Source organism: Megasphaera sueciensis (genome assembly GCF_050219315.1).
GTDB lineage: Bacteria > Bacillota > Negativicutes > Veillonellales > Megasphaeraceae > Megasphaera_A > Megasphaera_A sueciensis.
This window is the reverse complement of sequence record NZ_CP116939.1, coordinates 1,621,181-1,631,359: the sequence shown is the minus strand read 5'-3', so window position 1 is coordinate 1,631,359 and position 10,179 is coordinate 1,621,181. Positions and strand designations below refer to the sequence as shown.

Below are 10,179 nucleotides of genomic sequence, written 5' to 3'. Positions count from 1 at the left end.
AAAAAATGTATTGTTTACGCAGTTTTTCAGAAAAATACATTGACATACAAATAGGGTGATGATAAAATAACTAAGTGTCACAGTACCATATCTGTGTCTTATTTAGTATATGATTAGTATGTTAGGAGAGAGTTTCCGTGAGCTTGGATGTATTAGCAGGTTTGCGCAAGACAGTAGGTGCAAAGCAAACCTTAAAAGCAATGAAACGAGACGAAATAACGAAACTGTTTATCGCCAATGATAGTGATGAACAAGTTACTACCCCGCTGGAGGTATTTGCTTCAGAATCGGGTATTCCCGTAGATAAGTCGTACAGCATGGCTGACCTGGGTGTGGCATGCCGCATCAAAGTCAAAGCAGCGGCTGTTGGCTTGTTGAAATAATTTTGGTAGTCTCATCTTATAGGTAATGCCTTTTGATGATTCATTATAAATCTAATTGTTTGGAGAGGAGGTGCCCATATGCCAACAATCAGCCAATTGGTTCGTAAAGGACGTCAAGCTTCGGAACACAAATCCACAGCCCCGGCTTTGAAAAACTGCCCGCAAAAGCGCGGTGTTTGTACTCGTGTGTATACCGCTACACCGAAAAAACCTAACTCTGCTTTGCGTAAAGTCGCTCGTGTCCGTTTGACCAATTCTATCGAAGTAACTGCGTATATCCCTGGCATTGGCCACAATTTGCAGGAACATAGTGTTGTATTAATCAGAGGTGGTCGTGTAAAAGACCTTCCTGGTGTACGTTATCATATCGTTCGCGGCGCATTGGATACAGCTGGCGTGCAAGATCGTCAGCAGGCTCGTTCTAAATACGGTGCTAAGAAGCCTAAAAAATAATCGCTGTAAGAACAAATAAGTAATTGATAACCTACATATATAAGGAGGAATTAGACATGCCAAGAAAAGGCCCAGTGCCGAAGCGTGATGTACTTCCGGATCCGGTGTACCATTCCAAATTGGTTACGCGCTTCATTAATAAAGTAATGCTGGACGGGAAAAAAGGCGTTGCAGAAACGATTGTTTATGATGCTTTTGATATTATCCGTTCCAAGACAAATAAAGATCCTTTAGAAGTATTTGAACAGGCATTGAACAATGTTATGCCTGTATTGGAAGTTCGTGCTCGCCGCGTTGGCGGTGCCAATTATCAAGTACCTGTTGAAGTACGTGCTGACCGCCGGTTGTCCTTGGGCATCCGTTGGACTGTTGGATATGCCCGTAAACGTGGTGAACGTACAATGAAGGAAAAACTTGCTGCCGAATTAATGGATGCATTTAATAATACGGGTGCGGCTATTAAGAAAAAGGAAGATACGCATAAGATGGCAGAAGCTAATAAGGCTTTCGCACATTATCGCTGGTAAGAAGATATTAAAATTTGAGGAGTGGAAGAAATCGTGGCAAGAGAATTTTCCTTGGAAAAAACGAGAAACATCGGCATTATGGCTCACATAGATGCCGGTAAAACCACGACAACCGAACGTATCCTTTTTTATACCGGTCGAGTTCATAAAATCGGTGAAGTCCATGATGGCGCTGCTACCATGGACTGGATGGCCCAGGAACAGGAACGTGGTATTACTATCACGTCTGCTGCGACGACGGCACATTGGAAAGGATATCGTATTAATATCATTGATACCCCTGGGCACGTTGACTTCACTGTAGAAGTTGAACGGTCTCTGCGCGTACTTGATGGCTCGGTTGCGGTTTTCTCTGCAAAAGGCGGTGTAGAACCGCAGTCTGAAACTGTATGGCGTCAGGCTGAACATTATCAGGTTCCCCGTATTGCCTTCATTAATAAGATGGATACAACAGGTGCAGATTTTCTGAACTGTATTGAAATGATGAAGGATCGGTTGCAGGCTAACGCTGTTGCTATTCAGCTTCCTATAGGGGCTGAAACGGAATTCAAAGGTATTATTGATTTGATTACTATGCAGGCAGAAGTGTATGGTGATGATCTCGGCAAAGATATCGAAATTGTGGAAATTCCGGATGATATGAAAGAAGAAGCCGAAAAATATCATCAAGTTATGATTGAAGCTGTTGCAGAAACAGATGATGAATTAATGATGAAATATTTGGAAGGCGAAGAACTTACCGTTGATGAAATCAAAGGTGCTATCCGCAAATCCGTTGTAACAAATAAAATGTTCCCCGTACTTTGCGGTTCTGCGTATAAAAACAAGGGTGTACAAATGCTGCTTGATGCTATTGTTGACTACATGCCGTCACCGCTTGATATTCCAGCTATTAAAGGAACAAATCCTGATACAGGTGAAGAAGATCACCGTGAATCTGATGACAGTGAACCTTTCTCTGCTCTCGCTTTCAAGATTATGGCCGATCCTTTTGTAGGTAAGCTTGCTTTCTTCCGGGTGTATTCCGGTACTATGGCAGCTGGCTCTTATGTATATAATTCTACCAAGGGCAAAAAAGAACGTATTGGTCGTATTCTTCGTATGCATGCTAATCATCGTGAAGAAGTGGATATGGCTTATAGCGGAGATATTGGAGCTGCCGTAGGCTTGAAAGACACCACGACAGGGGATACACTTTGTGATGAAAAACACCCCATCATTCTTGAAAAAATGGAATTTCCAGAACCGGTTATTTCTGTTGCTGTTGAACCAAAGACAAAGGCTGATCAGGAAAAAATGGGCGTTGCGTTGTCTCGTTTGGCAGAAGAAGATCCGACTTTTCGTGTTAAGACAGATGCGGAAACCGGACAAACTATCATTTCCGGTATGGGTGAACTTCATTTGGATATTATCGTTGACCGTATGTCGCGTGAATTTAAAGTAGACTGCAATGTAGGCAAACCTCAGGTTGCGTATCGTGAAACAATTCGCAAGACGGTTAAGCAGGAAGGGCGTTTTGTTCGTCAGTCCGGCGGTCGCGGCCAGTATGGTGATTGTTGGTTGGAATTAGTTCCGCAAGAACCGGGTGCTGGTTTTGAATTTGAAAATAAAATTGTTGGCGGTGCGATTCCTAAGGAATATATCGGACCTGTTGAATCTGGTGTTAAAGAAGCTATGGAAACAGGTGTTCTTGCTGGATTCCCAATGGTTGACATTAAAGTCATTGTATATGATGGCTCGTATCATGATGTTGACTCTTCGGAAATGGCATTTAAGATTGCAGGTTCCATAGGGTTTAAAGAGGGCGCCAGAAAAGCAAATCCTGTTCTTTTGGAACCATATGTTAAGGTTGAAGTTGTTGTTCCCGAAGACTACATGGGTGATGTAATCGGTGATTTGAACTCTCGCCGTGGACGGGTGGAAGGTATGGAAGCACGCAGTGGTGCACAACATATCAATGCATTCGTTCCGTTGGCAGAAATGTTTGGTTATGCAACGGATTTGCGTTCTAAAACGCAAGGCCGCGGTAACTATTCGATGACTTTCGACCACTACGAAGAAGTACCGAAAAACGTAGCAGAAAAAGTTATCAGTGCTAAAGGTTAATATATCATTATTTTTGGCGTTGGAGGAAATGTAAAATGGCTAAAGAAAAATACGAAAGAACCAAACCGCATGTCAATATAGGGACGATCGGACACGTAGACCATGGCAAAACGACATTGACAGCAGCTATTACCAAAGTATTGTCGAAAAAGGGCTATGCCAAGTTTGAAGCGTATGCTGACATTGATAAAGCACCAGAAGAACGTGAACGCGGTATTACGATCAATACAGCACACGTAGAATATGAAACAGATAAACGTCATTATGCACATGTTGATTGCCCGGGGCATGCTGATTATGTAAAGAACATGATCACAGGCGCCGCACAGATGGATGGAGCTATATTGGTAGTAAGCGCCGCAGACGGCCCGATGCCGCAGACGCGTGAACATATCCTGTTAGCCCGCCAGGTAGGCGTGCCGGCAATGGTTGTATATTTGAACAAAGCCGATCAGGTAGATGATCCGGAATTGATTGAACTAGTAGAAATGGAAGTCCGCGAACTTCTTTCCAGTTATGATTTCCCCGGAGATGAAATTCCTATTATCGTGGGATCCGCGTTGAAAGCTTTGGAAGGGGATCCGGAAGCAGAAGCCAGCATTTTGAAGCTGATGGATGCCGTAGACGAATACATTCCGACACCGGACCGGCCGACCGACAAACCGTTCCTGATGCCGATCGAAGATGTATTTACCATTACTGGTCGCGGTACGGTAGCGACCGGCCGTGTAGAACGCGGAACGGTAAAAGTGGGAGACACGGTAGAAATCGTAGGGATGGCAAAGGAAGCGAAGAGCACGGTAGTCACCGGGGTAGAAATGTTCCGGAAATTGTTGGACGTGGCAGAAGCCGGGGATAACATTGGAGCACTGCTTCGCGGGGTTGATCGGAAGGAAGTCGAACGGGGACAGGTATTGGCGAAACCGGGATCGATCCATCCCCATACGACCTTTAAGGCGCAAGTATATGTACTGACGAAGGAAGAAGGCGGCCGGCATACCCCGTTTTTCAACGGGTATCGTCCACAGTTCTACTTCCGCACAACGGACGTAACCGGCGTTATCGAACTGCCGGAAGGGACAGAAATGTGCATGCCTGGCGATAATGTCAAGATGGATGTACAATTGATCACACCGATTGCGATTGAACCGGGTCTGCGTTTTGCTATTCGTGAAGGCGGCCGTACAGTGGGCGCCGGTGTTGTATCTGAAATTGAAGATAAATAAGCAGCTGCTGTAACGGCAGAACTGCAAAAAACCAGTCGTAATCACGGCTGGTTTTTTGATATCGATTTACAATGTACAGCGGTACTATTATCCAAACATATAAAATATTTTTATGCAATCTTGCATTACTACGAAATTTTTATTTTATGGATATTGTAGTAAATATAAAATGAGCAATACTTTATACAAACTAGTATTTTAAAAATAAAATATATAATATACAGCATACAGATAAAATGAGATAAAACATAAAATTGACCTTGCTTAATGAGAACATTTGTAGTAAACTATTAAGGTACGTGACAGAGAGGGATAACTGTGTCTATTTTTATCTGCACGATATAAACTATGATATAGGATGTTGCTCGCATGAGCGGGGAAACTTCTATGGAGCAGTCTGTTCAAAGAAATGGACGTTAGGAGGAATTAAGTAATGGCAAAACAGGAACGAATCAGGATTCGCCTTAAGGCTTATGATCATAAAACTTTAGATCAGAGCGCGGCGAAGATCGTCGATACGGCGAAACGGACAGGTGCAATGGTATCTGGCCCTATTCCGCTGCCGACGGAAAAAAACATTTTCACGATTCTCCGTTCACCTCATGTGAACAAGGATTCTCGTGAACAATTCGAATTGCGTACGCACAAACGATTGATTGATATACTGGAAGCATCCAGTAAAACAGTTGATGCGTTGATGAGATTGGATCTTCCAGCCGGCGTAGACATCGAAATCAAATTATAGGAGGAGGTGCGATTATGTCTAAAGCTATTTTGGGTAAGAAGTTGGGAATGACGCAAATCTTTACAGAAGAAGGCGCAGTTGTTCCAGTAACGGTAGTCGAAGCTTCCCCGAATGTTGTTGTTCGTGTAAAGACCGTTGATACGGACGGATATAACTCCATTCAGTTGGGCTACGGCGAAGTAAAAGAAAAACATTTGACCAAACCGGTCAAAGGGCAGTTTGATAAGGCGGGAGTTGCTCCTGTCAAATATTTGCGTGAAGTACGTTTGACGGAAACACCGGAATATACAGTAGGCCAAACTCTGGCAGCTGATATTTTCGCAAGCGGCGATATCGTCGACGTAATTGGCACCAGCAAAGGCAAAGGGTTTGCTGGTACTATCAAACGGCACGGTTTTCACCGCGGACCTATGGCTCACGGTTCCAAATCTCATCGTGAACCTGGTTCCCTCGGCGCTATGTCTAGTGGCGGTTGCGGTAGAGTCCTTAAAGGTAAGAAACTTCCTGGACAAATGGGTGGAAATCAAGCAACTGTTCTTCATCTCTCTGTCGTAAAGGTCGATATGGATAAGAACCTGCTATTGATCAAAGGCGGTATTCCTGGTGCAAAGGGTAGCCTGATCATGATTCGTGAAACGGTAAAACCGCTCTAATATTTGTCTAACAGGAAGGAGGATAATTAATAATGCCAAAAGTAAGCACATATGATATAACCGGTGTACAAACCGGTGCAATGGAATTAAACGATAGCGTTTTTGGCGTTGACGTAAATGAAGCTGTTATGCGACAAGCTGTTTTGCGTCAGTTGGCTAATGAACGATTAGGTACACATTCTACAAAGACCAGAGGTCTGGTTCACGGCGGCGGTAGAAAGCCTTGGAAACAAAAAGGAACCGGCCGGGCCCGTTGTGGTAGTATTCGCAGCCCATTGTGGGTTGGTGGCGGTACGGTTTTCGGTCCCCATCCTCGTGATTATGCACAGAAGATGCCCCGCAAAGCTAGACGCCTTGCAGTAAAATCTGCATTAAGCGATAAAGTCAATACGGGTGAATTATTCGTTCTTAATGAATTAAAACTTGAAGCAGCAAAGACTAAAGAAATTGTTAATATTGTTAATAATTTCAAATTTGCTGATGAAAAAGTATTGTTCATTACTGATGGTGATGATATTATGACACGTTGCACACGCAACATTAAAGGGGTAAAGTCCGTTTCTGCTGAAGGTATGAATATTTTTGATTTGCTCCACTACACCAAGCTGTTTGTAACAAAGAGCGCTGTAGCTAAGATTGAGGAGGTGCTCGCATAATGGATATGCATGATATTTTGTTAAAACCGGTCATCACCGAAAAAACGACAATGATGATGTCTGATGGCAAATATACATTTAAGGTACCGCTCCATGCCAATAAGATTGAAATCCGCAAGGCTGTTGAAAAGGTTTTTGGCGTTAAAGTCAAAAGCGTTTCCACGCTGCGTACGATGGGAAAAATGAAACGCATGGGTAAATATGAAGGCAAACGCCCGGATTATAAAAAAGCCATCGTAACGCTCAAGGAAGGCGAATCCATCGAATTCTTTGAAGGCGCTTAAGGTATAGAGAATTAAAGGAGGAGGCACCAAAATGGCCATTAAATCATTTAAACCGTATTCCGCTAGCCGTCGTTTTATGACTGTTTCGACTTTCGAAGAAGTTACGACGAACAAGCCGGAAAAATCTTTGCTGGCTCCGTTGACCAACAAAGGCGGTCGTAATAACACCGGTAAGATGACAGTACGTCATCAGGGCGGTGGACATAAACGCCGGTATCGTTTGATTGATTTCAAACGCATTAAAGACAACATTCCGGCAAAAGTAGCTACGATTGAATATGATCCAAATCGTTCAGCAAATATTGCACTTCTGTTTTATGCAGATGGAGAAAAAAAATATATTCTTGCTCCGAACGGACTAAAAGTTGGCGATGTAGTTGTCAGCGGTCCTGATTCGGATATTAAAATCGGTAATGCATTGCCGTTGAGTAAAATTCCTCTTGGTACTCAGGTACACAACGTGGAACTGAAAATTGGCAAAGGTGCTCAGTTTGTACGCTCTGCAGGTACTTCTGCACAGCTTATCGCCAAAGAAGGAAATTATGCTCTTTTGCGCATGCCTTCTGGTGAATTGCGCCAAGTTCATGTAAATTGCCGTGCAACCATTGGTATTGTCAGCAATACTGATTATGAAAACCAAACAATCGGCAAAGCCGGTCGTTCTCGCTGGAAAGGCATTCGTCCCGGCAACCGCGGTGTTGTTATGAATCCGTGTGACCATCCGCATGGCGGTGGTGAAGGTAAGTCTCCTGTCGGCCGTAAACGCCCGGTTACTCCTTGGGGTAAACCTGCATATGGTGTTAAAACGCGTGATTCTAAGAAAGCTTCCAGTAAATTTATCGTGAAGAGACGTAAATAATAGGTCCGGAAAGGAGATAAATAAGTGTCCAGATCCATAAAAAAAGGTCCATATGTAGCAGATCATCTTCTTAAGAAGATTGATGCTATGAATGAAGCCAATGAAAAAAAAGTTGTTAAAACCTGGTCTCGTGCATCTACTATTCTGCCTAGCTTTGTAGGTCATACCATTGCGGTTCACGACGGCCGGAAACATGTTCCTGTATATGTTACAGAAGACATGGTTGGTCATAAATTAGGCGAATTTGCTCCTACACGTACTTTTAAAGGCCATTCTAAAGCCGAAAAAGTTACGGGTGCGCAATAATAAGGGAGGTAACGAACGATGGAAGCAAAAGCAATTGCTAAACACATCCGCATAGCTCCCCGTAAGATCCGGATTGTTGTTGATTTAATTCGGGGCAAAAACGTCGGTGAAGCTTTCAAAATTTTAAAATTCACACCGAAAGTTGGTTCCCGCGTAGTAGAAAAGGTATTACACTCTGCTGTGGCGAATGCGGAACACAATTATGATATGAATGTTGATAGTTTATATGTTTCTGAAATCTTTGTTGATCAGGATTCCACGATGAAAAGAGTTCATCCTCGCAGCCGTGGACAGGCCTTTAAGATTTTGAAGCATGCCAGTCATGTGACTGTTGTAGTAAAAGAAAGAGCATAAGGAGGGAAACGTAGTGGGTCAAAAAGTTAATCCCCATGGATTACGTGTTGGTGTTGTAAAACCTTGGGATGCCAAATGGTATGCTGAAAAAGATTATGCAACACTTTTGAACGAAGACGTTAAAATCCGTGAATTCTTAAAGAAACAGCTGTACATTGCAGGAATTTCTCGTATAGAAATTGAACGTTCTGCAAAAAGAATAAAATTGATTATCCACACTGCAAAACCAGGTATGGTCATTGGTCGCGGTGGTGCTGGCATCGAAGATATCAAGAAGGCATTAAAGGCCTTTACGGATAAAACAGTTGATGTAAATATTGCTGAAATCAAGCAGGCTGAGTTGGATGCTACTCTTGTAGCTGAAAATGTTGCCAGCCAGTTGGAACGCCGTATTGGCTTCCGACGTGCTATGAAGCAGTCTGTTACTCGCAGTATGCGTATGGGAGCCAAGGGTGTTAAGATTATGTGTTCCGGTCGTCTGGGCGGTGCTGAAATTGCTCGCCGTGAAAGCGTCCGTGATGGCTCTATCCCTCTGCATACAATTCGTGCCGATATTGATTACGGTTTGGCCGAAGCCCATACAACCTATGGTTGCATTGGTGTAAAATGCTGGATCTACAAAGGTGAAATCTTGCCGGAAGCTAAAAAAGCTCCGCAGAAAAAGCATGAAGGGAGTGAAGCCTGATGTTGATTCCAAAACGTGTTAAACATCGGAAGCAGTTTCGTGGACGTATGAAAGGTAAGGCTATGCGCGGTAATACCGTTGCACATGGCGAATACGGTCTGATTGCTTTGGAACCGTCCTGGATTACTAACCGTCAGATTGAAGCTTCCCGTATTGCAATGACTCGTTATATCAAACGTGGTGGTAAAGTTTGGATCAAGATTTTCCCGGATAAACCAATCACGAAAAAACCGGCTGAAACTCGTATGGGTAAAGGTAAAGGCGCACCAGAATACTGGGTAGCTGTAGTTAAACCGGGTCGTGTTCTGTTCGAAATGAATGGTGTAACGGAAGAAATTGCTCGCGAAGCTATGCGTCTTGCCGGTCATAAATTACCGATTAGAACTAAATTCGTTAAAAAAGGTCAGGAATTAGGTGGTGACACAAATGAAGGTTAAAGAAATCCGTGCTCTGAGTGCTGCCGAAATGGACGAAAAGGTGGTTAGCCTTAAAGAAGAATTGTTTAACCTCCGTTTCCAACATGCGACCGGCCAATTAGAAAATCCAATGCGCATCCGTGAAGTTAAGACAACTATTGCTCGCATTAAAACGGTACAGCGTGAAGCAGAACTAAAAGCGCAAGCGTAGTATTTTATATAATTGGAAATCTAAAAGGAGGTCACAGGCACATATGGAAAGAAATGAACGGAAAATCCGCATAGGTAAAGTTGTCAGCGATAAGATGGATAAGACTGTTGTTGTAGCTGTAGAATATAAAGAACAACACAAATTATACAAGAAACCGATGATTACAACTGTAAAATTCAAGGCTCATGATGAAAACAACGAATGCCATATGGGAGATATCGTACGCATTGAAGAAACTCGCCCTTTGTCTAAACAAAAACATTGGAGAGTTGTAAATATTGTAGAAAAAGCTCAATAAGCTTGAGAAATTAGGAG

The 10,179-nt window shown here is 43.1% G+C and carries 16 protein-coding genes; all 16 read left to right on the top strand.

The features are described from left to right. Positions 1-137 precede the first annotated feature (137 nt). The 16 genes from NXG62_RS07915 to rpsQ all read left to right on the top strand — a co-directional run bounded on the left by NXG62_RS07915 (position 138) and on the right by rpsQ (position 10,162). On the top strand, positions 138-383 hold the full coding sequence (locus NXG62_RS07915; protein ID WP_427111904.1) for a ribosomal L7Ae/L30e/S12e/Gadd45 family protein: 246 nt from the start codon (positions 138-140) through the stop codon (positions 381-383). 78 nt (positions 384-461) lie between these two features. Continuing rightward, positions 462-836 carry a 30S ribosomal protein S12 gene (gene rpsL, locus NXG62_RS07910; RefSeq protein ID WP_091651393.1) on the top strand — a complete coding sequence of 125 codons (375 nt, stop codon included), beginning with the start codon at positions 462-464 and terminating at the stop codon, positions 834-836. Between the two features lie 56 nt (positions 837-892). Beyond that, positions 893-1,363, top strand: coding sequence for a 30S ribosomal protein S7 (gene rpsG, locus NXG62_RS07905; protein WP_091651391.1), 471 nt, complete (start codon positions 893-895; stop codon positions 1,361-1,363). A 33-nt stretch (positions 1,364-1,396) separates the two neighbouring features. Beyond that, a complete protein-coding gene (gene fusA, locus NXG62_RS07900) occupies positions 1,397-3,469 on the top strand; it encodes an elongation factor G (RefSeq protein WP_427111903.1) in 2,073 nt (690 codons plus the stop codon). Between the two features lie 35 nt (positions 3,470-3,504). Then, positions 3,505-4,695 (top strand): elongation factor Tu, encoded by a 1,191-nt coding sequence (tuf, locus tag NXG62_RS07895; protein ID WP_427111902.1) that lies wholly within the window; start codon positions 3,505-3,507, stop codon positions 4,693-4,695. Between the two features lie 433 nt (positions 4,696-5,128). After that, entirely contained in the window at positions 5,129-5,440 is a 312-nt protein-coding gene (gene rpsJ, locus NXG62_RS07890) for a 30S ribosomal protein S10 (protein ID WP_048515385.1), read from the top strand. 14 nt (positions 5,441-5,454) lie between these two features. After that, entirely contained in the window at positions 5,455-6,093 is a 639-nt protein-coding gene (rplC, locus tag NXG62_RS07885; RefSeq protein ID WP_091650734.1) for a 50S ribosomal protein L3, read from the top strand. A gap of 32 nt (positions 6,094-6,125) precedes the next feature. Beyond that, positions 6,126-6,749 carry a 50S ribosomal protein L4 gene (gene rplD / locus NXG62_RS07880; RefSeq protein WP_427111901.1) on the top strand — a complete coding sequence of 208 codons (624 nt, stop codon included), beginning with the start codon at positions 6,126-6,128 and terminating at the stop codon, positions 6,747-6,749. Further along, positions 6,749-7,033: a 50S ribosomal protein L23 gene (gene rplW, locus NXG62_RS07875; protein ID WP_091650728.1), complete on the top strand. Its 285-nt coding sequence runs from the start codon at positions 6,749-6,751 to the stop codon at positions 7,031-7,033. The genes rplD and rplW overlap by 1 nt, the downstream gene beginning before the upstream one ends. 31 nt (positions 7,034-7,064) lie before the next feature. After that, complete coding sequence (gene rplB / locus NXG62_RS07870) at positions 7,065-7,892, top strand: 50S ribosomal protein L2 (protein WP_427111900.1); 828 nt, start codon at positions 7,065-7,067, stop codon at positions 7,890-7,892. Between the two features lie 24 nt (positions 7,893-7,916). Further along, positions 7,917-8,198 carry a 30S ribosomal protein S19 gene (rpsS, locus tag NXG62_RS07865; protein ID WP_427111899.1) on the top strand — a complete coding sequence of 94 codons (282 nt, stop codon included), beginning with the start codon at positions 7,917-7,919 and terminating at the stop codon, positions 8,196-8,198. An 18-nt stretch (positions 8,199-8,216) separates the two neighbouring features. Continuing rightward, positions 8,217-8,552 carry a 50S ribosomal protein L22 gene (gene rplV / locus NXG62_RS07860; RefSeq protein ID WP_322351644.1) on the top strand — a complete coding sequence of 112 codons (336 nt, stop codon included), beginning with the start codon at positions 8,217-8,219 and terminating at the stop codon, positions 8,550-8,552. A 13-nt stretch (positions 8,553-8,565) separates the two neighbouring features. Next, positions 8,566-9,237, top strand: a complete 672-nt coding sequence (gene rpsC / locus NXG62_RS07855) for a 30S ribosomal protein S3 (RefSeq protein WP_091650716.1) — start codon at positions 8,566-8,568, stop codon at positions 9,235-9,237. Continuing rightward, positions 9,237-9,674, top strand: a complete 438-nt coding sequence (rplP, locus tag NXG62_RS07850) for a 50S ribosomal protein L16 (protein ID WP_427111898.1) — start codon at positions 9,237-9,239, stop codon at positions 9,672-9,674. Before rpsC ends, rplP begins: the two co-directional genes overlap by 1 nt. After that, the gene (gene rpmC / locus NXG62_RS07845; RefSeq protein ID WP_091650709.1) at positions 9,664-9,864 is read left to right on the top strand and encodes a 50S ribosomal protein L29; all 201 of its coding nucleotides are present in this window, start codon (positions 9,664-9,666) and stop codon (positions 9,862-9,864) included. Before rplP ends, rpmC begins: the two co-directional genes overlap by 11 nt. Before the next feature lie 43 nt (positions 9,865-9,907). Then, positions 9,908-10,162, top strand: a complete 255-nt coding sequence (rpsQ, locus tag NXG62_RS07840; RefSeq protein ID WP_091650707.1) for a 30S ribosomal protein S17 — start codon at positions 9,908-9,910, stop codon at positions 10,160-10,162. The last annotated feature ends 17 nt before the right edge of the window (positions 10,163-10,179 follow it).

What these genes read in the sequence shown, in the direction of transcription:
- rpsL (WP_091651393.1), top strand. Translation starts at nt 462, where the DNA reads ATGCCAACAATCAGCCAATTGGTTCGTAAAGGACGTCAAGCTTCGGAA.
- rpsG (WP_091651391.1), top strand. Translation starts at nt 893, where the DNA reads ATGCCAAGAAAAGGCCCAGTGCCGAAGCGTGATGTACTTCCGGATCCG.
- tuf (WP_427111902.1), top strand. Translation starts at nt 3,505, where the DNA reads ATGGCTAAAGAAAAATACGAAAGAACCAAACCGCATGTCAATATAGGG.
- rpsJ (WP_048515385.1), top strand. Translation starts at nt 5,129, where the DNA reads ATGGCAAAACAGGAACGAATCAGGATTCGCCTTAAGGCTTATGATCAT.
- rplC (WP_091650734.1), top strand. Translation starts at nt 5,455, where the DNA reads ATGTCTAAAGCTATTTTGGGTAAGAAGTTGGGAATGACGCAAATCTTT.
- rplD (WP_427111901.1), top strand. Translation starts at nt 6,126, where the DNA reads ATGCCAAAAGTAAGCACATATGATATAACCGGTGTACAAACCGGTGCA.
- rplW (WP_091650728.1), top strand. Translation starts at nt 6,749, where the DNA reads ATGGATATGCATGATATTTTGTTAAAACCGGTCATCACCGAAAAAACG.
- rplB (WP_427111900.1), top strand. Translation starts at nt 7,065, where the DNA reads ATGGCCATTAAATCATTTAAACCGTATTCCGCTAGCCGTCGTTTTATG.
- rplV (WP_322351644.1), top strand. Translation starts at nt 8,217, where the DNA reads ATGGAAGCAAAAGCAATTGCTAAACACATCCGCATAGCTCCCCGTAAG.
- rplP (WP_427111898.1), top strand. Translation starts at nt 9,237, where the DNA reads ATGTTGATTCCAAAACGTGTTAAACATCGGAAGCAGTTTCGTGGACGT.
- rpmC (WP_091650709.1), top strand. Translation starts at nt 9,664, where the DNA reads ATGAAGGTTAAAGAAATCCGTGCTCTGAGTGCTGCCGAAATGGACGAA.
- rpsQ (WP_091650707.1), top strand. Translation starts at nt 9,908, where the DNA reads ATGGAAAGAAATGAACGGAAAATCCGCATAGGTAAAGTTGTCAGCGAT.